This window comes from Ciceribacter sp. L1K22 (genome assembly GCF_017599385.1).
Classification (GTDB): domain Bacteria; phylum Pseudomonadota; class Alphaproteobacteria; order Rhizobiales; family Rhizobiaceae; genus Allorhizobium.
Genome location: NZ_JAGFPK010000002.1, coordinates 937462 through 963660, shown reverse-complemented (window position 1 = coordinate 963660; position 26199 = coordinate 937462). Strand labels below are relative to the sequence as shown.

Genomic DNA, 26199 nt, shown 5'->3' with positions numbered 1-26199 from the left:
GCGTCACCATCTCGAGAGCCGTCTGTTCGGGAGCAGGTTTCTTCAACATGTCCCAGTGAATCATAAACCCCCGGATGTAGCCAGGGGTTTGTCAGCAGTCTGAAGGCGTCCGTTCAGGACGCCTTTTTTTGTTCCACCGTTATGCACGGTCGCGGATGTTATAATAACTTAGTGTGCCCACGCCCCAAAAGAAAAGGCCTCCGAGAAACACTAGCAACACGTTCAAGAAGCGGTTCGGATACTGAGCCTGTTCAGACAGTGTGGGCTGGATAAACGTCGCAAGATAACGTTGCTTGCTGATTGCCTCTATACGGGCTTTTTCTAGGCTTGCTAAAGCCGCGACGTAACTCTGCTGAGCGAATTCGCGCTGCGTTTCAAGTTCTTCAAATACCTGAAGCCGCTCAGAGACCGCAGAATCAACGCCAGGTCTTCCCGTTTCTCCGGATGCACCCGCGGTAACTTCACCAGCGCCGAGCCTCTGGCGTTCCTGTACGATTTGTGTCTCTAGGCTGTTGATCTGGGCTTTGATGACACGTATGCGCGGAGTGTCTTCCGCCATCTGCTGACGTGCCGTTGCGAGGTCGGCATTAAGCCGCGCCAGTTCCTGCTCCATCGAAGCCACCAGTTGCGTCGCCAGTTTTGCTCCTTCGACAGGATCTGCCTCCTGGGATACGTCGCGGAACCGACGGAGTTCCAGCCTCGCTCCCGCGAGCCGTTTTTCGGCTAAGTGAACTTCCTCGTTCGCCAGCCTCACGGTCTCGCTCCTGGCATCATTTGACAGTTGATTGATCAGGTTTTCACAGCGCTTAACGATAAAATCTGCAATTTTACGAGCTGTTTCAGGGTCGAACGCTTTAACCGTCAACTGTATAATTCCAGAAGCGTGATCAAAGTTTACCTGAACCATGTGATTCCAGTAGCTGGCCTGATCCTCAATGGGACTATGACTTGCCAGTCCAAAGAAAAAGTCGAGGCCGCGGGGGGCGTAAATTGTTTCCAGGTCGAACTCCGCATCGAGCTCGGATACCATCTTTTCGCTAAGGATATAGTCTTGAAGAATGTAGGAGTCAGCTACAGTACTACTGGAAGCAGATTGGCTAAACATGCCGAGGATATCGGATGTCATCGCCGCGCTGTCGATACTTCTCACTGCGAACGATGTAGAGCTATGATATTGATCTGCAGCAATTACGCTCATGTAAAGGCTAGATAGCGCGGTAGGAACTAGCACGAGAAGAAAAAAGCCGCTTATCATGACCCAATGACGAATCTTAAGAAGGCCCGTTTTTTTCTTCTTTTTGGTTTGCAGGAGGCCCTCCAGCACCCGGACGTTCGGGTGTGCCACCGGCCGCGGCCTTGCGGTCTTTTCCCCAACGGGGTTTGATGGGTTTGCCATTACTGTTGTCCCATGTTCCTATCGTGTTGCCGGATCGCCTCTTCGATGTCGTCGAAATAGGTGACCTTACCCTTTTCGAGCACGATACCGCATTTGCAATATTCTCTTATCGTGCTCGTACTGTGGGAGACCATGATAACATCCGAGTCGGCAAGTTTGGTGTTGAAGACAGCGGCGCACTTTTTGCGGAAATTGACATCGCCGACGGCTGTCGTCTCGTCAACGAGGTAATAATCGAACTTCACACCCATGCTTACCCCGAAAGCCAGTCGTGCCTTCATTCCCGAGGAGTAAGTCTTGACAGGTGCCCGGAAGAAAGGGCCAAGTTCGGCGAACTCTTCCACGTAGGCTAGGAGTTCGTCGGTGTCGACCCCATAGATTCGGGCTACGAAGCGGACATTCTGCTCACCTGTGAGATTGCCGACGAAACTGCCATTGAAACCTAGGGGCCAAGATATCCGGCCACGCCGAATTATGCGTCCCGAATCAAGTTGTATCGTGCCGGCAATCAAGCGGAGCAGCGTAGACTTTCCCGCGCCGTTTCGGCCCAGCACGCCGATGCCACGTCCTCTTTTCAAAACCAGCGAAACGCCATCAAGTATGGTTTTCCGATGGCCCTTGTGTCGCATGTGCTTCGTGGCGTGCTCAAGCCTTATCATTCATTCCTCAACACGCGCGATGACGCCGTGAACAACGCCGTTCCTAAAAGAAGGAGAATTCCCGAGAAGCCGTACAGATAGTCCAAACTCAGCGCTTCACCTCTATACTCCGGATAAAACCCTTTGCGAAACAGGATTACAATATGAACAACAGGGTTCAAAAGCAGTATGTCCTGATAGGGATGGGGAATTGAATCGGGCAGAAAAAAAACACCCGAGAGCAACATAAGAGGGCGTGTTATAATACCATAGATACTTTCGTAGAACGGCCATTTTAAAAAGAGAACGGTGTTTGCTAGAGCTCCACCAAGAGCCAGAAACGCGGCGGCGAAAATCGCCTCCAATATCGCCGCCCAGTTCAACGTCAAAGGTGTCTTAAGCCCGTGGGATATGGCTCCTATCACCAGCACCCCGACAAAAGCGGTTGTTGCGATTTGGAGGACGAGACGGGCTATAAGTGTGTCAACAGGCGCGACACTGGGATAGTTCAACAGTGCTCGGTTTGCGGAAAGCGCACTGCTTACATATGTCGCTGAAGCCTGATAAAATTGAAAACCGATGTAGCCGGTCGCGAAAAAAAGAGGAAAGCTGGAGCCCAGCGAAGGTACGCGCGCGATCACCTGGAAAAGCATCGTCAGCAACGCGATATGAGCCGCCGGGTCCACCAGAGCCCAGATGTATCCGCCGGGGCGACTGCCAAAGCGAGTCGACATTTCCCTTATCAAAAGTGCCGCCACGATGCGGATATGTGTAATCCAGTGCATTCTCTAGTCCGTGCGGAACGATTACGAGGCCTTGCTCTATCACTCTACACCTCGCGGTGCAAAATGGCAGAATTGCGGGGAGCTCAATCTTTTGCCAATCGCGGCCTGCGGTTGCCGCGTCACATTGAGGCAACCTTCTCTTTTTCGCACGGCAAACGGAATTGACGGTCCGCAGTTGCTTGTCTAAGTGACTTGTGGAAAGAAACTTCTAATGTCGGGTTATGTTTACTGCCGTTTCATGCCCGAGGATTTCAAATTTGCGAACGGGTATATGAGCGTAGAGATCATCGGGCGTGCATGCGCCGCACCAGGAGCGAACTCTCCCGAGGAACTGTTCGAGATCATGCTTGCGCGAAAGTGCATGATCTCAGAGATTCCGCATGACCGTTGGGAATTGGCCCGCTACTGGCACCCCGAGATGGGAGTTCCTGGAAAGTACTATACGTACGCGGCAGGTGTGCTCGACGAACTGGATCGTTTTGATCCGGCGCTATTCGGCATGTCCAAGCGCGAGGCCCTCTATATGGATCCGCAGCAGCGGGTGCTGTTGGAGCTGACGTGGCGTGCGCTTGAGGACGCCAATATTCCCGCCGCGAGCCTGCAAGGCCAGAACGTAGCGGTTTACGTCGGCGCATCCAGTCTCGACCATGGCAACCTATCCGTCGAGGATCCTGCCGCTCCCGGGCCGCACTTCATGACGGGCAATACGCTGTCGATTGTGTCAAACCGAATATCCCACGTATTTGGCTTGAATGGGCCGAGTCTAACAGTGGACACGGCATGTTCATCGTCGTTGGTCGCGCTTGATCATGCCATCAAGGCGCTGAACTCCGGCGAAGTGGACACTGCTATCGTCGGCGGAGTGAATGTCCTTGTTCATCCTCTACCTTTCGTTGGTTTTGCCCAGGCGCGCATGTTGTCGAAGGACGGTCTTTGCCGCGCGTATGACGATAACGGTATTGGATACGTGAGAGCCGAGGGCGGTGTCGTTCTCGTCCTAAGGCGCAGTGATCGCGCCTCGTCCGAAGGTGACCGCAGTCATGCCACCATTATTGCATCAGGCACCAACGCGGCAGGCCGGACCAACGGCATTTCTTTGCCTTCTCGCGAAGCCCAGGCTGCGCTTCTGAAGTCGATCTACATCGACGGGGGTATAGACCCCAATACCGTCGCTTTCATCGAAGGGCATGGTACGGGCACGAAAGTTGGGGATCCGGCGGAAGTGTGGTCGTTGGGTCAGGTTATTGGTCGCCGCCGCAAGCAGCCGATCGTTATCGGATCTATCAAGACCAATATCGGGCATGCGGAGCCTGCATCCGGCCTTCTTGGCCTTATGAAGGCTATGCTGGCACTGGAGAACGATTATCTTCCGGCTTCGCTCCATTTCGATACTCCGAACGATTCGATCGATTTTGAGGGTCTCAACGTTCGTGTTGCCAGCGACGGAATGACGTTGGAGCGACGCGAGAAGGCGCGATTGGCAGGTGTCAATTCGTTCGGTTTCGGCGGTGCTAACGCGCACGTGGTGATTGCCGACCCACGTCCGGCGGTCGTCGCAGAAGCTCCAGCGATCCAGCCATTCTTTATGGTCAGTGCACATACAGCGGATAGCCTTCGAGGGTTGCTGGAGCAGTATCGCGATCGTTTGGCCTTGGCTGATGATGCCGGCCGTGCGGCGATCATCGCAGCATCCGGTATGAACCGAGCAGCTTTACGCCACAGGTACGTCCTGAAGGGCGATGATGCCTCCATACTGACGTCACTTGATCGGTTCCTTGCCTCAGGCGACACCGGTGCAGCGGAAATGGGAGAGGCGATCTCGCGCGATCCCAAAGTCGCCCTTGTATTCTCAGGCAATGGTGCGCAGTGGGCAGGTATGGGCGTTGACGCTCTTGAGCATAATGCCGTGTTCCGGGAGCGTTATCACGAAGTTGCTCGACTCTTTTCCAAGTATTCCGATATCGACCTTGTGTCGGTTCTTGCGGATCCCGATCTCGAAACGCGCCTCGCCGACACCAAACTAGCGCAACCTGTGCTGTTCGCGGTTCAGGTTGCCCTCAGCGACGCAATGATCGCCATGGGCGTCGAGGTTGCCGCAACATTTGGCCACTCTGTCGGCGAAGTCGCAGCTGCCTATGCTGCCGGCGCCCTCACCCTTGAGGATGCCGTCACTGTCATCGCAAAGCGATCACTCCATCAAGATGTGCTTGCTGGCCAGGGTACGATGGCCGCGGTCAAACTGGGTGAACAGGCAGCAGAGGAGTTGTTGCGATCGCTGGACCTGCGCGAATTGCAGGTTGCGGCGATAAATGCGCCCAATTCTGTGACAATCTCCGGTGCTGTGGACCAGATCAAGAGCCTTCGTGAGAAGGCAAGGAAGCGAAAGGTGGCAGTTCAGCCACTGGATATAAACTATCCCTTCCATCACCCCTTGATCGATCAGGCGCGAGAGGCATTTTTTGCCGATATGCCGCCGATCCATCCAAAGTCCGGCGGGAAGGCCTTCATCTCGACCGTCACGGGTAAGGTGCTAACCGGGAATTCGTTGAATCCCGATTATTGGTGGCGGAATGTCCGGCAGCCCGTGAAGTTCATGCATGCAGTCGAAGAAGCCATCGCGCTTGGTTGCAATATCTTTATCGAGGTTTCCCCGCGACCAATTCTGACGAGCTATATCAATGATGTAGCCGAGCAGCGGTCTGCCGCAGTCACGGTTGTTTCGACTCTCTCGCGAGAAACCGTTCCAGCCGTTTCCGACCCCGTTGAGCGAGCAATGTCGCGTGCCATCGCATTTGGCGCTGCGGTTGATCGTTCCAAGATTTTCGGCGCGCGTAATGCAGCGGTAGCGCTACCAGTGTTGCCGTTTGACAAAACAGAACTCCATCCCGAAGCCACAACCGATCGCGTTGACATTTATGGTCGCAACGGCCGCTACCCCTATTCACTCGTCGGATGGCGCACGGACCCGAATGGCACTGCCTGGAAGAACCATGTTGATGCTCATCTCTTTCCGGATTTGGCCGAGCATGTCGTCGACAACCGTTCAATCCTGCCGGGAAGCGGATTTATCGAAATCGCCATCGGTGCTGGTCGGCAGTTTTTTGACAGCGAACGGATCGAGATCACGAACCTCGAAATCGTTCGTCCACTCGAGCTCAGCCAGAGTCGCATGCTCGAGCTGTCGACGCTCATTTCCCCGGAGACCGGTGATTTCCAAATACGGTCCAGAGAGCGCCTTTCCGATGATGACTGGTCGGTCCATGTTGTGGGCCGGATGCGTAAACTTGCGACCGTCGAGGTGGGATCATCGCCTATTCCCGCGCTTGTCGGTGAGGCAGTGTCTGTCGGCGCGGACAAGGCCTATCGCACGGCAGCCAATTTCGGTTTGGACTATGGGCCGCGTTTCCAGCTTCTGAAGAGGGCGACAAGCTATGGCGATCGTATTGTTGCCGTGGAGCTCAACGAAGCCGCGCCGATCGCGCATCCGCTCCTGAGCTTCAATCTCAACCCACTGTCCGTTGATGCGATTTTCCACGGACTTGTCGCACTTTTCGATCGCTTCAGCGGCGAGCGCGGCGGCGCGCCTTACATACCTGTTCGCTTCGGTCGGATCAGCATCGAACGCCTTGGAGAGCCCGTTTCGAGCGCTATTATCGAAATCGAGCGACTTAGTGGCACGTCGATAAAGGCGAACTTCCACATCTTTGGTGCAGACGGCAAGCGCATCGCTGTTCTCGCCGACGCCCGGTTCCGGCGCACGTTCCTCAAGCAGCATAAGACGCTTGACGCACTTTCCTTCCATTACGAGTCGGTTCTCGCGAAAGTCGATGGACGTAAGGAACACGGTCCCGTTCTCGCCGTGGATGATGCCTTCTCCGATGTCGAAGAAGTCGGCCTTGGGAACGACAGCCTGCTGCTCCAAGCGGCCGTGTTCAGCGCGATCTACGAGGTATGTGGAAAGCTCGCAAAGAGCGGCAATGTGGTCACTGTGTCGGATCTACCAGTTGAACTGGGGCCGCGTCGATACCTCAGTAACTGTCTGCAGTTGTTGGTCGACGCCGGGTTTGCGAAAGCCGACGACGGTGCATGGACGCTGGAAAAAGACGTATCGCTACCGCTGGCCGCTGAGCTTCTCCGGGATATTTATGCGACGTCACCTGATCGTGGCGTAGACGTTGTATTGCTGAACGATTGCCATCGGGAAGCGCTTGCTTTGATCAAGGGCGACAGCGTTGGCGACGTGCCTGAACGCGGGACCGAAGCTTTTGTCAGCGAAGCAACGCTTTCGCACGATGCCGTTCACTCAGTCACTGCAAAGGAACGAGCCGATACGCTGATCGTTGCGCTTCGGCGCGTTTTGGGCGATATCGGAAACGCAACGGCAGGCGTCAAAGTCGTCGAGGTCGCAACGGTGTCGGCCCATGTTAGCCGGAGAATTGCCGATGCTGTGCTGGCTGCAGGCGGTTCGCTCGTCATATGTGAGGCGGACGGCGGTGCTAGGCGTAATCTTGAGGTGCAGTTCGAGAATGATCCGCATGTGAAGGTGATGTCGCCGGATCAGTTCGCATTGGCGGGGGATGCGGATCTGGTGGTCAGCGCATCCGATACTCTTTCGGCGCTACTGCGCGCGGATGCGAGTATTGCGGCATGGTTGCGTGGTACGCAGGCTTTTCTTGGAGCCTTCACTTCGCCAAGTGTCTTTACCGATTTTGTGTTCGGTCTCGTCGACGAGATCAACGTGTTCCAGACTGCCGATGCCTGGGGCAAAATCTTCGAAGAAATGGGTTTCGATCAGGTCAGAACCGCGGCACGCGAGTTGTCGGGTGGCAGCATCGTCACTGTCCAGGCGGTGAAGCCTCGCGAAACCGTCTTGGATGGTCAAGCGACCGTACCCCCGGCTGCTGACAAGGTTCTGCTGCTGTCGGACAGAAGTATCGCAGCGTCCGATGTTAAGCAGTGGCTTGGCGATCGCTTCGTACCGATCGCCAGTTTGTCCGTTGGAAAGGACCTCGTTAGGGACAGAGAACTCATACTCGCGGCGTTGCAGGAACACGGCGATGATCTACGGGCCATGGTCTATGTGTCGGAAGACAACAGCTCCGATTCCTCCGACGTCCTCTTGCAACGCGTCATGGGCATCAATGCCTTTGCGATGGCGTTTGCCGATTGCCGAGATACGGTGATCGTGAAAAAGGGAATGCCGCTACTGGTTCTTGCTCCCAACGGTGCGCCTTTCGCCAAGACCGATGGCAATGCCGCTTCGAGCCCTGTCAACACTGGTCTGTGGACCTACCTGCGGGTTATTCGCAACGAGTTCGACTACGCGGATATTCGCGTTCTTGATGCCGACCCGACAACCCGCGCGAGTGGCGGGTTGGTCGACGTGATGAGCCGGGTTCTGGGCGATGTCGGTAATGTACGCGAGTGGTACGTTGCGGACGGGGCACTACGAGAGGTCCGAGCCGTCCCTGGTGCACTAACGACGGTTGCGCGAACGACAGCGCAGTTTGCCGCCGCGACCATTCGTCAGCAGGTGCCGTCTCAGGTTTCAACTATCCGTTGGGAGAGCACCGATACTCCGGCCGCTGGTCCGGACGAAGTGGTCGTGCGTGTGGCCGCGACCGGTCTGAACTTCCGCGATGTCATGTGGGCTATGGGCTTGCTGCCTGAGGAGGCCTTGGAAGACGGATTTGCAGGGGCTTCCATCGGTATGGAATTCTCCGGCGAAATCGTCCAAGTGGGTAGCGATGTTACCGATCTTGCCGTTGGCGACCGGGTTATGGCGATCGCTGCCTCGGCGTTTTCCACCCACGTCGTGGTGAAGCGTGATGGCGTTGCAAGGCTTCCGGAGGGCGTCGATGTTGTTGCCGCTGCTTCGATTCCGGTTGTATTTCTGACGGCTTACTACGCCTTGATAGAACTGGGTCGTATGCGGCCAGGCGATACGGTACTTATCCACGGTGCTGCAGGCGGTGTCGGCCTGGCCGCACTTCAAGTCGCAAAACACGTAGGTGCCACTGTCATTGCGACAGCCGGAACGCCTGAAAAGCGACGGTTCCTCGAGATGCTGGGTGCTCACCATGTGTTCGACTCGCGATCGCTCGGGTTCGTTGCCGATGTGCGGGCTATTACCGGTGATGAGGGTGTCGATCTCGTTCTCAACTCCCTGTTCGGTCAGGCGATGGAGCAGAGCCTTTCATTGGTGAAGCCATTTGGTCGTTTCCTGGAACTCGGTAAACGCGACTATTACGCCGACAGCAAAATCGGCTTGCGTCCGTTCCGTCGAAACATCAGCTATTTCGGTATTGATGCCGATCAGTTGCTTGTGCTTCAGCCCGACCTTTCGCGTCGTCTTTTGGCGGAGATCGGTCGTCTGTTCGAGGAGGGCGTCTTTTCGCCGCTTCCGTATCGTGCGTTCCACTACGATGAGATTGGTGACGCCTTCCGGCTGATGCAAAACTCAGGTCATATAGGCAAGATTGTCGTGCTTCCGCCGGTACCCGGCAAGGACCCGGTTGCGGTTCGGGCACGTCGCCAGCTTGAGCTTGATCCAAACGGAATGCATCTGGTGGTGGGCGGCATCGGCGGGTTTGGCCTTGCGGCCGCAGATTGGCTTGTCGAAAAGGGCGCCCGCTACATCGCATTGTGTTCCCGCAAAGGAATTCCCGACGCGGAAACGCAGGCGGCTATGCAGCGTTGGTCGCGCGATGGCGTCGTTGCCGTCGTTCACGCTTGTGACGTGACGAGCGAAATCGCCGTGCAGCAACTCTTGGAAAAGCTGAGGACGGTCGCTCCGCTCAAGACCGTTGTCCACGCGGCGATGATTCTTGATGATGCTCTGGTTGGCAACCTGACCGAAGAACGTAATCGTCCAGTAATCGACGTAAAGGCCAAGGGGCTTGCGCTCATGGACCGGCTTACACGGCACGACAACCTGGATCATTTCATAGCGTTTTCCTCGGTTACCACAATGGTTGGCAATCCTGGACAGTCCAACTACGTTGCCGCCAACGGCTTCATGGAAGGACTGGTCCGTGCTCGCCGTGAGGAGGGCCTCCCGGCGCTGGCGGTGGGTTTTGGAGCCATTGCGGACGCTGGTTATCTCGCCCGCAATACCGATGTGGGACAAATCCTGGACCGACGGCTCGGGAAAACCGCCCTGCCTGCACGCGATGCCCTTCATCTGGTCGAACAGTATATCGAAATCGCGCCCGACAGCGTAGACGCATCGGTGGTGATGATCTCGGAGTTTGACTGGGCGATGGCCCACAATCTTCCGGTCGTAAAGGAAGCTCTGTTCGAGATTGTGACACGGAAAGCCTCCCAAAATGCGGGAGGCTCGGAGGGTGGAGAAATCGATCTTGTCGCGATGATCGAAGGCAAATCGCCGGCGGAAGCGCAAGATGCGCTTTTCAAGGTCATCGCAAATGAGATCGCCAGCATCCTTCGCGTGGCGCCTGAAAGCGTGAATAAAGATAGCGTTTTGAAAGAGATCGGGCTCGACAGTCTTATGGCCGTTGAACTTGGAATGAACTTCGAACAGAATACTGGTTTCGACATGCCGCTAAGCAGCCTGTCGGATAATGCAACTGTGGGTGATGTCACTCGCCGGCTTTATGAGAAGGTCAGTGCTCGCAGCGGTGGCGGGGACAACGATGGAGAGACGTCTACGGACGCCAAGATCGTTGATGAACTGAGCCGTCGACATACCGGGTCAGCCTGATAAACCGGGCGCCCGGTCGACGATAGACTGGAGAGGCATGGGAATGACCGGAAATAAGCGTCAGGATCTCTTGGATCGTATGAAAAACGTTCATAAGACGATCGAGCAAGGTCGGCAATCCCGTACGGGTGAGGCGTCCGTGGTTCGGGCCGCGGTGCGTAAGCAGCCGAGCTTCGACCAGTTGGCCGAGTACAAGCAGGTCGTCGTGCAGAAGATGGCTGGTGAGCAACTCGGGATGGCTAATCCGTTCTATCGGGCTCACGAGGCGGCAAGTGGTGCCTATGCCCTCATCGGCGGGAAGTCCTACGACAACTTCGCATCTTATGACTATCTCGGTCTCAACAAACATCCTGCCGTGCTCGCTGGGGCAGAGGAAGCGCTTGCACAGTTCGGCGTGTCCGCATCCGCAAGCCGTCTTGTCGCGGGCGAGCGCACTATCCATGTCGCCCTCGAAGAGGCACTCGCCCAGAACTACGAGTCGGAAGCGGCCGTCTGTTTTGTCAGCGGTTACCTGACCAACGTTGCCGCGATAGGATGTATCATGGGACCGCGAGATCTCGTGCTGCATGACGAGTTCATCCACAACAGCGCCTTGTCAGGAATAAAACTCTCTGGCGCCAACCGACGTTTCTTCAAGCACAACGACATGGCCGATCTTGAGCGGCTGCTCCGAACGCTTGGCGGTGACTACGAGCGCATTCTGGTCGTTGCTGAAGGCATATACTCAATGGACGGCGATATCGCCGACTTGCCCGGTCTCGTCAGGCTGAAGCAGGAATTCAATTTCTGGCTCATGATGGACGAGGCTCATTCGCTGGGCGTTCTTGGGGATACCGGAAGGGGTATTTTCGAGCATTTTGGCGTCTCGCCATCCGAAGTTGACATCTGGATGGGTACGCTATCGAAAACGACCTGCAGCTGCGGCGGCTATATCGCCGGCAGCGAGGCCCTTATCATGTTGCTAAAGGCGCAGGCAGGCGGCTTTGTTTACAGCGTGGGATTGGCGCCGGTGCTTGCGGCTTCTGCGATGGCCAGCCTGTCGGTGCTGAAGGACGAGCCTGCGCGTGTCCACGCACTTCGGCGGAACAGCCAAACGTTCCTAGAGTATGCAAAGGAGCGCGGGCTTGATACGGGTCTGAGTCAGGGATATTCAGTCGTCCCGGTGATTGTGGCGGACTCTTTGCGAGCTGTGCAACTGTCGAATGAGCTCTTTGACGCCGGGGTGAACGTGTTGCCGATCATACATCCGGCCGTCCCCGAGGGGCTCGCCCGCTTGCGGTTTTTCATTACCAGTTCCCATTCGGAAGAACAGATCCGGCGCGCAGTCGATCTGACTGCTGATATTCTTGCGAAACTGAAAGAGCGAAATTTCGGCATAGGTTCCGCCAAGGTGATGCAGGTGTTGGCGCGGCTGGCCCAAGCCTGAACGGTTCAAGCGGGGATACCGAACCCCCTGCTCAGCCAACTCGACAGGGTGCGTTCTTCGGCATGCATGTGATCATTACCGGCGGTTCAAGTGGCATCGGACTCGCCTTGGCGCGCCGCTATCTTGAGCGCGATTCGGCGGTCACACTGGTGGGGCGGTCCAAAAGCAGACTTGAGGCGGCTCAACAGGAGCTACTGGCTCTGAATGAGGGCTTTGGGCAACGGTTGATGGCGCTGGAGGCGGACGTAAACAGCGAACCCGCCCTTCGCGATGCAACGGCAAAGGCGGAAGCTGCCTTGGGCCCTTGCGATATCCTGATAACGTCTGCGGGGCTCGTGGAGCCGGCCGCTTTTGATCTCCTGGATGGCAGCCGCTTTTCTGCGCAGGTAGAGACGAACCTGATCGGGACGGCAAATGCCATCCGGTGCGTTTACGCCGGGATGAAGGAGCGTGGAAAGGGGCGTATCTTGATGATCTCCTCCGGGGCGGCTCTTATCGGCATCCACGGCTATACAGCATATTGCGCGTCGAAGTCCGCTCTCGTCGGCTTCTCGGAGGCACTGCGTGTCGAGTCCGCTCCTTACGGAGTAAAGGTTTCCATATGTTATCCGCCTGATACGGAAACGCCGCAGTTTGCCAATGAATTGCCGCTTCGCAGTCCCCAGGCGATTGCGGTTATGGGAACCGTTCGCCCGTGGACAGCCGGCAGGGTTGCAGAACGCATCGAGCAACTGTTGTCGCGAGGTGCGGACGTCATTCATTTTGGCCCTGGACTGACGCTGCTCGCCCGTTTTGGTCCCTTGGTGAAGCCTATGCTGTATTGGTGGTTCAGGAGGCGCACCAGGCATATTGTCTAGGTGCGGATTGTCAGGTCTGGAGCAGCTCGCGTTCGTAGCGAAAAAACTTTCTGTGGCGCTGGGCCTCGGGGTCCAACCAGTCGGGATCCGAAAGGAGTCTGCCCACTAGATTGGAAGCGCCCGTGGCTATTGCTTCCTTGCCGATGAAACCGCCGCGGACCTGGATGGTCGCCATCAATGCCTTTTCGAAAATTTCGACCGCTTCGCTGTCGGGCGGCATGGCTTCCTGCCAGAATTCACGTAGGCTCTTTTGCCACGTCAGCCCCGGCAAATCGTAAATCGATGCACCAAGCGAGATAACCGGCTTTCGGGCTAGGACGGCTGTCAGGCCAACAGTGGAGTTTATCGTCACGATGCCGACGCTGGCAGCAATCAGCTTTTCCAGATTTCCGCCGTCGATGACGTCCACGCGTTCCCCGATCCCCAAACCCTTAGCCCAGCTTAAGATCTTGCGTCGCCAACCTGACAGCCCGTTGTCGATCGGGTGAACTTTGAAAAGCAGCCGCTCCGTCGGGGCGCTGTTCTTGGCAAAGGATCGCATCGTCGCACTGACCAAGCGATAATGGTCGCCGATCGGTGCATGCTTTCTTATCTGGTAGTCGCCGGGCAATTGAAGCGGAAAGAGAAAAAACGATGGATGACTGGCCCCAAGGTAGTGGGCCTCCAACTTCGCAGCCTGGCCGGAACGCCGGCGTCCCGTAAAAGCCTTTCCAACCCATCCGGCATACTCGACTACAGGGTGGACGGGGCCGTGCGTGCGGTAGTTCGGATGGGCAATCCATCCGAGGAGAACGTTTGGAATGTGAAAGGCGAGATCGTAAAGAGCGTAGGTCAAAAAGCTCGATCTGAACGAGTGGCTCTGCTGCGGAACAGGCCTTGACGCCAATGTTCTCAAAGCTTCGATTTCCGCTGGAAACAAGGATTGGCTAGACATGCCGAACGGCTCCAGCGTCAGCCAGTCGGGCCGGAGATATCCGTGTTCAAAAACATGGGCGCGAATCCCTATTTGTCTGGCGACGTCCAGTGCTTCAGCATGTTTCGGACGTCCATCCCCGAGCATCAGAATGTCGGTTACGCCATGCACAGCGATATAATTCTTCAGGAAGTCAGCCCATTGCCCATCCGCTCCCCGAAACCAATCCCCTGATCGAGGCCACCAGAAGAGGGCATCTCCGAGACAAAAGTTGATCTTGTGAACGACGCCGCCGCGCTGTTCAACGCAGTGGGCTACCTGCTTCAGAAAGGGCGATGCAGGTCCCTGCAGAAGGAGTAGTGACAAACGCCGCATTCGACTCACATAGCAACTTGTTCAGGGGCAACACGGCACTTATAGTCGCGGCTCTTTCCACATGAAAGCATCCTGAATCGGTGACCGGTTGCGAATCCATTGCAGAGTATCTCAAGCACGATGTCCGTTGTGAAGCAGCCGCGTGAAACCAAGCCTGTCATCCTGTTCCTTCAGGGGCCACCGTCTGTCTTCTGGCGGGAGCTTTCTGATGCCTTCGAACTGGCCGGTGTCAAAACCTTGCGAGTCAATTTCTCGCTGGGAGATCAATTATTCTGGCGAAAGCGAGGTGCCATCAACTTCCGCAAACCTCTAAAGCACTGGCGGGGTTTTGTCGAAGCCTTGATCAAAAAGGAGGGGGTGACGGACATCCTCTACTATGCAGACCAACTTCCGTATCATCGGACCGCTTGGGAGGTCGCGGAGACGTTGGGGGTACGATGTCACGCCGTCGAACACGGCTATCTTCGCCCTGACTGGCTGACTCTTGAACGTGGCGGGATGGGGCGATTTTCTCATTTCCCGGTGGACCCAGCCCAAATATCGGCAATTGCCCGATCTGTGGCCGCGCCGGACCTTACGGTGCGCTATCCGCATACCTTCGGTCAGGAGGCATTCAACGAAGTACTCTACAATCTAGTTGCGTATTTCGGACGCCCGTTCTTCCCCTTCTTCTCAGACGACAAATACTACTCCGCTCTCAAGGACTACCTACCTTGGGTCGTGCGAGCATTCTTTCCGACCCGGCATCTGGCATCCGAGGAGCTTCAGAACGGTCTCACGCCCTATTTTCTCGTGGCGCTGCAGCTGCAAAGCGATTACCAGATACGCGCGAATTCGCGTTTCGTCCATTTGGCCGACATGCTGGACGAAGTTATCGGTTCGTTTGCAAGATATGCCGACAGGAATGCATCTCTCCTGATCAAGCAGCATCCCCTTGACAACGGGATCGAGCGATGGGGTAGCAGGGTCACCTCAATCTCACGGCGCTATGGGGTGGAAGAGCGGGTTCGGTTTTTTGAACAGGGAAATCTGAACGCAATCCTCAAGTCTGCGACCGGGGTCGTTGTCGTCAATTCCACCGTTGGAATCCATAGTATCAGAACGCTCAAGCCTACCATCGCGCTTGGTTGCGCCGTATACGACGTGGAGGGGCTTACGCATCAGGATGGCATAGACAGTTTCTGGCGAAACCCTTCGCCGGTCGATCCGGCTTTGGTCGATGATCTCGTGCAGGCGCTTGCGGCGACCATACAGGTGAAAGGAAATTTTTATCATAGGGAGGGGAAAGTCGTCGCGATTGCCGAGATGGTTCGGCGAATTGTCGCACGAGAGGTCAATCTCCCCGGTGGATTTCTTGATACGCCGCCAAGACTCACTTGGCAAAAGGGCATCCAAGCTCGACCTGAGGCGATGCAATAGGGTGACGGTGCCGTTCTTAAATTATTAGTTTGAGTGCCCTTAGTGTAATTGGGTTGTGGAGTTTTCGTGCGTGCCCGTGTTACAGGGTTGGCGGACGAAGGTCGGGAGACGGGTTTTGAAGCGCATTGCAGTTGTGATTGTTTGTGCCGGCTTGGCAGGCTGTGAGGCTGTTCCCGGTGCAGGCCCTCTGGCGTCCGACATCAATGCTCAAGCAGGTAAGTCGCTGACGGAAACCCAGCGTGCCCACGGGGTAGTATTTGACGTGGTGGACGTAGACAGCACCGCCGCTCGTACGGTTGCCGAGTTTTCGACGGGCATGTTGAAGCGACGCTTCGGATTGGGTGGTGCCGCGACGAGACCAGTTATTGGCGTTGGTGACCGACTCCGTATCACGATCTTCGAGGCTGGTGCTGATGGTCTTTTCTCGACTTCGGACTCCAAGCAGACCAACATAGAGGTCGTCGTTCAGCCTGATGGCAAGGCGGCCATTCCTTACGTCGGGATGGTGACTTTTGCTGGACGGACGCTGGAAGAAGCACGTCAGGCTGTTCTCGGCTCTTTGGCCAACAAGGCGGTAGAACCCGACGTTATCGTCAATGCCTTGGAATCGTCTTCGCGTACGGTGGCTGTTGCTGGCGCCGTGGGACACCCTTCCGTCGTGCCGCTCGGCCTAACGGCGGAAAAGATCAGCGAAGTAATTGCGAGAGCAGGCGGTCCGGAAGCTGAGCCTTACGAATCGTATGTCACTCTCGTGCGCGGTCAAAGAACTGGCTCGGTGCTGCTGCAAACGCTGCTCGACAACCCGTCTGAAAATATCTACGTCGAGCCAAAGGACCAGATTTTCGTATCAAGGGATCCGAGGACGTTTACCGTTCTGGGCGAGGTCTGGAAGAATGGTCGCATCCCCTTCGGCGCGAACGAGGTCAATCTTCTCGAAGCTATTGCGCTGGCTGGTGGCGGGGCGGATGCGCGTGCCGACGCCAGGGGCTATTTCGTATTTCGCTACGAGGAACCGGAGATCGTTTCCGATCTGCTTTCCGCCGAGCGGTTCCACGATCTCGTCGCTAAGGGCATGAAGCCGAACAAAGACGGCAAGTATCCGATCGTCTATCGCTTTGACATGTCGGTTGCCGATAGCCTGATTATCGGCCAGACCTTCCCTATCAAGAACCGCGATGTGATTTACGCGTCCAGACATCCTTCCGTGGACTTTGTGAAGTTCATGACGATGATCCGTCAGCCGGTTGGTATCGCGGACGATGCAGTTGGCATCGCTCGAGGGATACAGCTTCTTCAAGAATAACGTTACGCATAGTTGTAGTGCCGGCGAGCGGCCTTTGTCGCCACGCGATCATCTCCAAAACAAAAGCCCCGGTCGAGCGACCGGGGCTTTTGCGTCGTGTGACCTTTAGGCTGTGTTACTCGCGATTTCCGAGGAAGCGTAGGAGGAACAAAAACAGGTTGACGAAGTCGAGGTAGAGCTGAAGCGCACCCATGATGGCTTTGCGACCGGCAACATCCACGCCGTCGGCTTCATAGTAGGATTCCTTGATCCGCTGTGTGTCCCATGCGGTCAGACCCGCGAACACGAGAACGCCGATCACCGAGATCGCAAAATCCAAGGCTGACGACGCTAGGAAGAGATTTACCAATGAAGCGATGATCAGTCCGAACAGACCCATAACCAGGAAGGAGCCCATTGCAGACAGGTCGCGGCGCGTGGTGTAGCCGTAAAGCGACAGAGAACCGAAGGCGGCTGCCGTCACGAAGAACGTCTGCACGATACTCTGTCCGGTGTAGATCAGGAAGATCGACGACAGCGACAGACCCATCAACGCTGCATAAACCCAGAACGTTGTCTGAGCGGCAGATACGCTCATGGAATTAATGCGGAAGCTCATGAAGAATACGAGTGCCAGCGGTGCCAGCATTACCACCCACTTCAGCGGGCTTACATAGATCGCCTGGCCGAAAGCTGTCAGTTGGCCATCGGCGAATGCGAACTGAAAGGCAAGGTAAGCCGCGACACCCGTGATCGCGAGGCCGAGAGCCATCAGGTTGTAAACCTTCAGCATATAGGCGCGCAGTCCTTCATCGACCATCGTCGACGAGGCGGCGCTGCCTGCCATCCGGTTGGGATAATTGCGGTAATCAGACATATTTTCCTCTTTATAAGCTTCGATTTGGTTACGGTGTCGGGCAAACGCCCAGGCGCCGCTGCGAAGCTCCAGCATGCCTGCTAACAATATGATGCCAGTTCCCCTCCCAAACAAGGTCGATCCGGTCAAAATTCCGCGAGTTTCAAAGCCGTCTCAAAGCTCACGGAGCACCGGGGCCGCCTTCTGTCCCAATATGCGCCACGTGCCTATCAGTCCGACAACGATCGTGGTGATCATTGCCACCAGCAATGTGCCGATGGCGACACTGGGGAGGAACGTGGCCGGGAGATTCATGATTTTGCTCACTATAAACCAGGCGGCAACGCCGCCCGCGAGCAAGGCGAATGCCGCTGTTGCTGCCCCCAGCAAGAGGTATTCATAGCTGAATGCCCTGATTAGCATCACTCGGGTGGCGCCCAAGGTTTTCAGAATCACGGCATCACGCGCCCGAGCCTTGTTACCGGCAGCAAGCGCGCCTGAAAGGACCAAAATCGATGCGACAAGGGCGACGGAAGCGGCCGCGCGGATCGCGATTGCCAACTGAGCGACGAGGCGATTGACGGTGTCGAGGGCGTCCTTCACGCGGACAGTGGTGACGGTCGGAAGCGTGTTTGTAACGCTGCGCAAGATATCTGCCTCCTGTTCGGCCGTCGCAGTGGGATCAGTGAGGGTGGCCAACCAAGCATGGGGAGCGCCTGCGAAGGTGTTTGGCGAAAAGACCATCACAAAGTTGATGGACAACGATTCCCACTCCACCTTGCGAAAGTTCGCAATCTTGACCGTCAAGCTTCGGCCAAGAACGTTAACCGTTACCGTATCGCCAAGCTTCAACCCGAGCTCTGTCGCCTCCTCCTCGGAAAACGAAACCAGAGGTTCTCCCTGATAGTTTTCCGGCCACCACGAGCCTTGCGTCAGGGATGCGTTTTCCGGCAGCTTCTCCGAATATGTTATCCCGCGATCCCCGCGCAATACCCAGCGCCCCTCCGGTGGTACGTCGATCTTGGTAACATCCATGCCGTTGAGTTCGAGAATGCGGCCGCGTAGCATCGGGACTTCCGCCAGAACGCCCGTTGGCGATTTTTCCGAGATCAGAGCACGGAACTGATCGAGCTGGTCTCGCTGCAAATCAACAAAGAAGAAGTTCGGAGCGCGCTCCGAAAGATTGCCCGTCAGTTCCCTACGAAGGTTCCCGTCGATCAATGCAAGGGTGACCAAGAGAGAAAGGCCCAATCCAAGCGAGAGCACGACCGATGCGGTGAGCGCTCCCGGGCGATGGATGTTACCAATAGCGAGACGTAGCGCGGCCGAGGACGTCGTCGGTGCGCGTCTGGCGATTTCCGTCACAATCCAGGCGACGAAGCGAAGAACTGCAAAGACAACCGCCATGGAGCCGACAAAAAGAAGCGCAAGGAAACGGTCTTCTGCGGACCAGATCGCGAGCGTGGCCAACGCTAGCAATGTAACTGCGGTTGCCGTTAGGTAGGACCAAGAGGGAAGCCCTTTCGACTGGGTCCCGTGTTCCCTAAACAGTGCGGTAGCCGGGACCTTCCGTGCGTGACCCAAGGGAATGATGGCAAACGCAAGGGTGGTTAGTATGCCGAAGAGAGCCGCCAAGACTAGGGCCTGACCATGAAGTTCGGGCCCCGCGGATATTGGCAGGAAACGGGCAAGGTAAGGCATTGCCAACATGGGCGCCGCTGCTCCAACCACCAAACCAATCACGATCCCGACTAGTGCTATGAACGCGATCTGGAAGAAGTAGACCATGACCACGGCCCCGGCGGGGGCACCAACGCATTTTAGAGTCGCTATCACCGTCCGTTTTGAGTCTAGAAAAGCGCGTACGGCGTTGGCCACGCCCACGCCTCCAACCACCAACGCTGTGAGGCCGACAAGAGTAAGAAACTGCGAGAAGCGTTGCACGTTTTCCGTTAGCGACGGTGCTGCCCGGTCACTGCTGCGGATTGACCAACCCGCATTCGGAAAGTCCTTCTGTGATGCTTCCCGTATGTCCTCTATCGAGGGCGCGCTGGGTGAAAGCCTGATCTTATAGGTGTACTCAACCAGGCTGCCGGTCTGGAGCAGGCCTGTCGCCCGCAAACCGGCAAGGCTCGTCATAAGACGTGGCGCGAAACCGAAACCTTCTGAAAGCGCGTCTGGCTCCGTAACCACGGCTGCCGCGATCCTGAACCGCGCATCTCCGATAAGCAGGTGATCGCCGGCCGAAAGGCCCATTCTGTCAAGCAGCAGTGGCGCGACCAAAGCTGTGTAGGTGCTCTCTTCCGGCGGCGCAAAGAGGCTTGCGGCCAAACCGGCTGGCTCGGTCGTCAATTCACCATAGAGGGGATACGACTCATCGACAGCCTTCAGCTCTACGAGTGATTGGTCTGTTCCATCCGGTAGTCTCGCCATCGATCTAAGTCCGACAGACTGCGAAACAGCCCCGAACTTCTGCAGGAAGGCCAGCTCAGATTGGCTCGCTTCTCTGTTGTTCAATTCAAACCGGATGTCGCCGGCAAGAAGGGTTCGTCCCTCGGACGTGATTGAGGCCGTAATTGCCGAGGATACCGAGTTGACCGCGGCGATCGCCGCCGTTCCCAGAGCGATACACGCCAAGAATATGTAAAATCCGCTGAGCCCACCACGCATTTCGCGTAGCGCAATGCGAAATGACACGGGCACGAGAGCGAGTGATTTCCTCATGCTCGATGAATTTCCCGCACGGCTTCCTCTCGTCTTTCTGGACCTTCCAGGCTACCCGACCTTACCTTGATCTGGCGCGTGCATCGGTTTGCGAGGACCGGGTCATGGGTGACTAGGACAAGCGTCGTGCCACGCTCAGCCTGTTTTGCGAACAAAAGATCAGCGATATGTCGCCCGGTCTCGCCGTCAAGGTTGCCGGTTGGCTCATCCGCGATCAGCACGGAAGGGGACGGGGCGAGGGCACGGGCGATCGCCACGCGTTGCTGCTCGCCGCCCGATAATTGCCCGGGATAGTGGGTCAGCCTCTGCCCTAGTCCCACTGCCTCCAACTCTTTCCGCGCAATATCGAATGCATTGCGCGTGTTTGCCAACTCCAGAGGCAAAGCCACATTCTCCAACGCCGTCATATTGGCTATGAGGTGAAATGACTGGAAAACGATACCGATATTCTTCCCCCTAAAGTTCGCCAGTTCGTCCTCGCCAAATGTATGTAGCGGTACGTCATTTATGTTGATCTCCCCGCTATCCAACCGCTCGAGGCCGGCCAAAACCATAAGGAGTGTCGATTTTCCGGATCCTGAAGGACCGACAATTCCGACAGCTTCCCCCTCTTCTACCGTCAAATCGATTTGCTTGAGTACGTGCACGCGAGATGCTGCGGTACCGAGGGTGAGATCCGCTTTTTTCAGCTCGATGATCGTTTTTCTCAAACCTGGGCGTCCTATATAGCGTGCTGAACCTGAAACGCGGCGTTTTGCTGCTCAAGGAATTTAGGGAAGCGGATATGGCTTTTAAAGCTTCGGCTCTTCAAATCGGCGTCATAGCGTTCTGCCTGCTGTCGGGGCTGCTGCCCGCGAAGTCGCAAGATCGTGTCGTCAAGCTTGTTGGGCTAGGGGACAGCCTGATGGCGGGATACCAGCTTTCGCCGGATGAGTCCCTCACAGCACAGCTTCAGAAGTCCCTGCGGGAAAAAGGCTTAAACGTGGAAATCGCGAACGCGGCCGTATCCGGCGATACGACCTCAGGCGGTCTCTCGCGTGTCGATTGGTCGGTACCGGACGGCACGGATGGTGTTATCCTGGAACTCGGTGCAAACGACGCCTTGCGTGGACTATCACCTGCCGAAACGAAGGCAAATCTAACCGCAATCATAGAACGGCTGCAGGAACGCGGGATGTCGGTTTTCCTGGTCGGAATGCTGGCGCCGCCGAACATGGGTTCGCAATACGGCGAAGCTTTCAACGCAATCTATCCGGAACTCGCAAGCACTTTTGGCCTTCCTCTGTATCCCTTTGTCCTTGACGGCGTCGTCACCAAACCGGAGCTTCAGTTGGAGGACGGCATGCATCCCAACGCCGACGGGGTCGCCGTCATGACGCAGCGGATGATGCCACTGGTCGAGACATTCGTTGGAGAGATTTTGGAAAAGGCCAAATAAGTGCTTGCGGCAATTTGCGTTGCGTGATTCGCTGTTAGCGTCTGCAATAAGATTCGGGGAGATCTCGCATGCCGAGACTATTCACCGCCCTCGAAATCCCGCGTCACGCGGCGCTCAGCCTTTCACTCTTGCGGGGCGGTCTTCCCGGAGCACGATGGATCGACGTCGAAAACTATCACATTACTCTTCGTTTCATCGGTGATGTGGACGGACGAACCGCTGACGAGATTGTTGACCGCTTGGATCGCATCGAGCGACCGGAGTTCAGGCTGGAACTTACCGGGATTGGCTCGTTTGGATCAAAAAAACCTCATTCTATATGGGCTGGTGTTTCTCCTACGCCGGAGATGTTTGCCCTGCAGGGCGAGATAGAGCGCATCTGCCAGCGTATTGGCTTGCCGCCAGATCCGCGAAAGTTCTCTCCGCATGTCACGCTGGCCCGGATGAAGAATACTCGCCTTGATGATGTCGTACAGTATCTGAGCGGTCGCGGTAATTTCCATACAGGACCCTTCGTCGTACCACGGTTCGTCCTTCTCTCCTCTCGAGATTCCGTTGGCGGCGGCCCTTACCTGACTGAGGAGGTATTTCCCCTGCATGAGACCGCTCCCGCCTTCGGCCTCTCCAGTAGAGCTGAGGAGCCTCTCAAGAGTATGATATAGTCCATTCGTAGCTAGCCTGCCACGTTCAGGGACCAAAGGTCATGAGGCTTAAATGGCATATGCAATTTTGACGCCTGAAGCCTTGCGGGAGTCATTGTCACAACTGCACGGTTGGCAATTGGCCGATAATGGAGATGCTCTCGTTCGGGAATTCCGGTTCGGCAGTTTCGCCGAAGCGTTCGCATTCATGACGAGATGTGCTCTTGTTGCCGAACGGTTGGACCATCACCCGGAATGGTTCAACGTGTATTCACGCGTCAGCGTTCGTTTGACCACACATGTCGTGAAGGGATTGACGGAACTCGACATCAAGCTTGCTTCCGCGATGACGGATGCCGCTCGGCGAACGGATTGAAACTCTCGACGGCTCGCACCATATCCAAGCCTCTTACCGGGAGTTAGCTGATGGACGATGTCAAGATCGGAGAAATTCTCCTGCCGGGTGATGAGGATACCCAGACCCGTCGCGAGCGCGATGTTCGCGCGAAATTCTGGCCGACTTTGAAACGCGCTTTCCGGCAAATCCCCTTTGGCCGAGATTTAGTTGCTGCGTTCTTCTGCGCAACCGATCCGCAGACACCGCTTCGCGTGAGGGGTATATTGCTCGCCGCTCTCGGGTATTTTGTGTTGCCGCTTGATGTGGTGCCTGATGTCTTTGCTCTTGTTGGATTTACCGACGACATCGCCGTGCTTACCACCGCGATCGCCCTTATTCGCGGTCATATGACGGCCGAGCATTACACTGCCGCTGACCGTGCGCTCGCAGAGGAAAGCCTTTCGAGCTAACTGAGGGCGGTCGAGGTCAAACTCTTGCCCTATTCCTTCTGTTTCCATCGCCTGTGTCATTGATTGGTCGCTCGAAGGGAGTCGAGTTGCCACCGTTTTCGCACTTCATCGACCTCAAACGGGACGCAGTGGTCGTCTTCCTCGGCTCGTTCACAGTTTGCTAACCAAACTTAAGCTAAGCTGAAGACGGTTTTGACGAAGAGAGGTCCGAGAATTCGAAACCGGACAGACGGAAGAGCAACCGGCAGGGAATCATGTTTGTAAGACGTACCACCACCGCACTCGCAATCGTTCTGGCAAGCTTCGGCGTGGCTATTGCCCAGTCGCCGACACGGATAGAGCAGTTCAAGGCTTGGGGCGCCTATTCCTACAAGGCTAATGGCGGAACCGTTTGTTACGTCCTGGCTGTGCCGACAGCAAAGGAGCCGGCATCGGTGAACCATGGGGATATCTTCTTTATCGTCTCGCAAAGACCTGGCCAGAACATTTCGTATGAACCGCAGGCGATGATGGGCTATCCGCTTAAAGAAGCGTCGAAAGTCAACGTCAGCATCGACGGCAAGAATTTCGTTATGTTCACCAAGGATACGGCTGCCTGGGTCGAGAACGCGGCTGAGGAGCCGGCTCTCGTCTCCGCGATGAAGTCGGGGCGTTCGATGAGTGTGAAAGCAACGTCTGCGCGCGGTACCGCCACTTCGTATACGTACTCGCTATCGGGTATCTCGGCTGCATTGCAGAAAATCGAAAGCTGCAAGTAAGCGCTGAAAACAATAACGAAGAGCAGCCATGGGCTAGGTCCATGGTTGCTTTTTTCGTTTTGGCTTACCACGTGACCCAACCAACAATAGCTGCTAATGGAACCACGTTAGCTAGCGAGATACGTATGAAAGTGACGGAACTGTCCGCTGCGTTGCGTACCCTGCTGTCATTCCGGCCTTGCGCCAAAGAATAAGAATTCGATTTGATCCAAAAAAAGGAAAATGTGATGGCCACAGAGACGGTCTTTGCTGCGAGGATGGCTCCAGTAGCTCCGCCGCTCGGCTCCGCGTCGTCGGAGCTACCATCATTGATCGGTCTTGATCGCGAGCAGTTGGGCGAAACGCTGCGGGGGTGCGGCGTGCCGGAGCGCCAAATCAAGATGCGTGTAAGCCAGATATGGAACTGGCTGTATGTTCGCGGAATATCCGACTTCGATGCGATGGCAAACGTATCTCGGGATTTGAGAGATGTTCTGAAACGGCATTTCACGATTGCGCGTCCCGAGATTGTGGAAGAGCAGATTTCCAACGACGGCACGCGCAAATGGCTTTTACGTTTTCCTCCGCGAGGCGCTGGACGTCCGGTCGAGGTGGAAAGCGTCTATATTCCGGAAGAAGGACGGGGAACGCTGTGCATTTCGAGCCAGGTCGGCTGCACCTTGACGTGTTCGTTCTGTCATACTGGGACACAACGCCTGGTTCGTAACCTTACGGCCGAAGAGATACTCTCCCAACTCCTCCTCGCGCGCGATAGACTTGGTGATTTTCCTGACCGCGATGTGCCGCAGGGTGCCATGATCCCTTCTAGCGATCGCAAGGTGACAAATATTGTCATGATGGGAATGGGGGAACCCCTCTACAACTTCGAGGAGGTGAAAAAAGCGCTCCTCATCGCTTCCGACGGGGATGGTTTGTCGCTTTCCAAACGCCGTATCACACTGTCGACCTCGGGAGTCGTGCCGGAGATTTACCGCACGGGCGAGGAGATCGGCGTTATGCTTGCCATTTCCCTTCATGCGGTGAGGGATGACCTCCGCGACCTGCTGGTGCCGATCAACAAGAAGTATCCGCTGAAGGAGCTTATAGAAGCCTGCCGCAACTATCCCGGCCTGTCGAATGCGCGTCGGATCACGTTCGAATACGTGATGCTGAAGGACGTCAATGATAGTCTCGAAGATGCAAAAGGCCTTATCCAACTGCTTAAAGGCGTGCCCGCGAAGATCAACCTGATTCCGTTTAATCCGTGGCCCGGGACCAACTACCAGTGCTCCGATTGGGCGCAGATCGAAAAGTTCGCCGATTTCATCAACGCGGCTGGCTACGCTTCCCCCATCCGAACGCCACGCGGTAGGGACATTCTCGCCGCCTGTGGACAGTTGAAGTCCGAATCCGAACGGATGCGAAAGACCGAGCGCCTTGCGTTCGAGGCCATGATGATCGCAAATCATGGCGAGGACGATTGAGCACCCTTCTGTTTATCGCGCCTGCGTCGTCAAAATCTTCATAGCGAAGATCGAAAACGCGCCCGCGAACGTGTAGTCCAAGGCACGTAGGAACTGTCTGTTCTGTTGCAGCCAAGTCGATAGGAAGTTGGCTCCCAGTACGATCGCTATGCCGAGCGGCAGCGATAGAACGATCGACCACAGCCCCAGAAACAACAGCTTCCCCGTTACGTGAGGATCACTGGACGTGACGAACTGCGGCAGAAACGTCATGAAGAAGATGATGACCTTCGGATTCAAAAGGTTGATTCCCAGACCATTGAGGAACGCCCCTGTCAGGCTGCTTTCTTTTTGCTTGTCGGTGCTGACGACGAAGGTGGAGCCGTGCCTGATTGCTTGTATAGCCAGCCATAACAGATAGGCCGCGCCCCCGGTTTTCAGAATCGCAAATGCGGTCGGGGATGCGACGATCAATGCGGAAATGCCAAACGCCACCAGCATAGTGTGGATGGAGATGCCGAAACTGGTTCCGGCAAGCGTCATGAGGCCAATGCCTTTTCCATCCCTCAGCGATCTGCTGATCCAGAGTGTCATGTCAGGGCCAGGCGTAATCGCAAGAAGAAGGATCGCGACACTGAACGAGGCAATCGTCGTCAGGTTGGGTATGAAATCCATGGCCAAGGTCCGGAGTCTGTGCTGTAGCGGTGGCTTATACTGCG

19 protein-coding genes are annotated in these 26199 nt (G+C 56.1%); 11 read left to right on the top strand and 8 right to left on the bottom strand.

What is annotated here, in order from left to right; genetic code table 11:
• Positions 1-139: 139 nt before the first annotated feature.
• Genes J5J09_RS22390 through J5J09_RS22380 form a run of 3 tightly spaced genes read right to left on the bottom strand, consistent with a single transcriptional unit; the run spans position 140 to position 2819 of the window.
• Positions 140-1396, bottom strand: a complete 1257-nt coding sequence (locus tag J5J09_RS22390) for an RkpR, polysaccharide export protein (RefSeq protein WP_208554433.1) — start codon at positions 1394-1396, stop codon at positions 140-142.
• Positions 1396-2055 carry an ABC transporter ATP-binding protein gene (locus J5J09_RS22385; RefSeq protein ID WP_208554432.1) on the bottom strand — a complete coding sequence of 220 codons (660 nt, stop codon included), beginning with the start codon at positions 2053-2055 and terminating at the stop codon, positions 1396-1398. Before J5J09_RS22385 ends, J5J09_RS22390 begins: the two co-directional genes overlap by 1 nt.
• A complete protein-coding gene (locus J5J09_RS22380; RefSeq protein ID WP_208554431.1) occupies positions 2052-2819 on the bottom strand; it encodes an ABC transporter permease in 768 nt (255 codons plus the stop codon). The genes J5J09_RS22385 and J5J09_RS22380 overlap by 4 nt, the downstream gene beginning before the upstream one ends.
• Positions 2820-3090: 271 nt before the next feature.
• Here J5J09_RS22380 and J5J09_RS22375 point away from each other — a divergent pair, with 271 nt between their 5' ends.
• From J5J09_RS22375 to J5J09_RS22365, 3 genes are all read left to right on the top strand, one after another.
• Positions 3091-10542: a type I polyketide synthase gene (locus tag J5J09_RS22375; RefSeq protein WP_208554483.1), complete on the top strand. Its 7452-nt coding sequence runs from the start codon at positions 3091-3093 to the stop codon at positions 10540-10542.
• A 43-nt stretch (positions 10543-10585) separates the two neighbouring features.
• Positions 10586-11968, top strand: a complete 1383-nt coding sequence (locus J5J09_RS22370; RefSeq protein ID WP_208554430.1) for an aminotransferase class I/II-fold pyridoxal phosphate-dependent enzyme — start codon at positions 10586-10588, stop codon at positions 11966-11968.
• A gap of 62 nt (positions 11969-12030) precedes the next feature.
• Positions 12031-12825 carry an SDR family oxidoreductase gene (locus tag J5J09_RS22365; protein WP_208554429.1) on the top strand — a complete coding sequence of 265 codons (795 nt, stop codon included), beginning with the start codon at positions 12031-12033 and terminating at the stop codon, positions 12823-12825.
• Positions 12826-12835: 10 nt separating this feature from the next.
• Here J5J09_RS22365 and J5J09_RS22360 read toward each other — a convergent pair whose 3' ends face one another.
• Positions 12836-14113: a capsular biosynthesis protein gene (locus J5J09_RS22360; protein ID WP_208554428.1), complete on the bottom strand. Its 1278-nt coding sequence runs from the start codon at positions 14111-14113 to the stop codon at positions 12836-12838.
• Positions 14114-14242: 129 nt separating this feature from the next.
• Here J5J09_RS22360 and J5J09_RS22355 point away from each other — a divergent pair, with 129 nt between their 5' ends.
• Both J5J09_RS22355 and J5J09_RS22350 read left to right on the top strand, forming a co-directional pair.
• A complete protein-coding gene (locus J5J09_RS22355; protein WP_348646505.1) occupies positions 14243-15532 on the top strand; it encodes a capsular biosynthesis protein in 1290 nt (429 codons plus the stop codon).
• 115 nt (positions 15533-15647) lie between these two features.
• On the top strand, positions 15648-16835 hold the full coding sequence (locus tag J5J09_RS22350) for a polysaccharide biosynthesis/export family protein (RefSeq protein ID WP_208554426.1): 1188 nt from the start codon (positions 15648-15650) through the stop codon (positions 16833-16835).
• 115 nt (positions 16836-16950) lie between these two features.
• On the opposite strand, the gene J5J09_RS22345 is transcribed toward J5J09_RS22350, so the two are convergent.
• The 3 genes from J5J09_RS22345 to J5J09_RS22335 form a co-directional block, all read right to left on the bottom strand.
• Positions 16951-17691 (bottom strand): Bax inhibitor-1/YccA family protein, encoded by a 741-nt coding sequence (locus tag J5J09_RS22345; RefSeq protein ID WP_208554425.1) that lies wholly within the window; start codon positions 17689-17691, stop codon positions 16951-16953.
• Positions 17692-17844: 153 nt separating this feature from the next.
• On the bottom strand, positions 17845-20394 hold the full coding sequence (locus tag J5J09_RS22340; protein ID WP_208554424.1) for an ABC transporter permease: 2550 nt from the start codon (positions 20392-20394) through the stop codon (positions 17845-17847).
• Positions 20391-21104: an ABC transporter ATP-binding protein gene (locus tag J5J09_RS22335; RefSeq protein WP_208554423.1), complete on the bottom strand. Its 714-nt coding sequence runs from the start codon at positions 21102-21104 to the stop codon at positions 20391-20393. The genes J5J09_RS22340 and J5J09_RS22335 overlap by 4 nt, the downstream gene beginning before the upstream one ends.
• Before the next feature lie 74 nt (positions 21105-21178).
• On the opposite strand from J5J09_RS22335, the gene J5J09_RS22330 reads away from it, so the two are divergent.
• The 6 genes from J5J09_RS22330 to rlmN all read left to right on the top strand — a co-directional run bounded on the left by J5J09_RS22330 (position 21179) and on the right by rlmN (position 25501).
• A complete protein-coding gene (locus J5J09_RS22330; protein WP_208554482.1) occupies positions 21179-21832 on the top strand; it encodes an arylesterase in 654 nt (217 codons plus the stop codon).
• A gap of 68 nt (positions 21833-21900) precedes the next feature.
• The gene (gene thpR / locus J5J09_RS22325; RefSeq protein WP_208554422.1) at positions 21901-22494 is read left to right on the top strand and encodes an RNA 2',3'-cyclic phosphodiesterase; all 594 of its coding nucleotides are present in this window, start codon (positions 21901-21903) and stop codon (positions 22492-22494) included.
• Positions 22495-22546: 52 nt separating this feature from the next.
• Entirely contained in the window at positions 22547-22849 is a 303-nt protein-coding gene (locus J5J09_RS22320; RefSeq protein WP_208554421.1) for a 4a-hydroxytetrahydrobiopterin dehydratase, read from the top strand.
• A 50-nt stretch (positions 22850-22899) separates the two neighbouring features.
• Positions 22900-23280 (top strand): YkvA family protein, encoded by a 381-nt coding sequence (locus tag J5J09_RS22315; protein WP_208554420.1) that lies wholly within the window; start codon positions 22900-22902, stop codon positions 23278-23280.
• A gap of 254 nt (positions 23281-23534) precedes the next feature.
• Complete coding sequence (locus J5J09_RS22310; RefSeq protein WP_208554419.1) at positions 23535-24038, top strand: invasion associated locus B family protein; 504 nt, start codon at positions 23535-23537, stop codon at positions 24036-24038.
• Between the two features lie 257 nt (positions 24039-24295).
• Positions 24296-25501: a 23S rRNA (adenine(2503)-C(2))-methyltransferase RlmN gene (gene rlmN, locus J5J09_RS22305; protein ID WP_208554481.1), complete on the top strand. Its 1206-nt coding sequence runs from the start codon at positions 24296-24298 to the stop codon at positions 25499-25501.
• 12 nt (positions 25502-25513) lie between these two features.
• Here rlmN and J5J09_RS22300 read toward each other — a convergent pair whose 3' ends face one another.
• Positions 25514-26155 carry a LysE family translocator gene (locus J5J09_RS22300; protein ID WP_208554418.1) on the bottom strand — a complete coding sequence of 214 codons (642 nt, stop codon included), beginning with the start codon at positions 26153-26155 and terminating at the stop codon, positions 25514-25516.
• Positions 26156-26199: the final 44 nt, after the last annotated feature.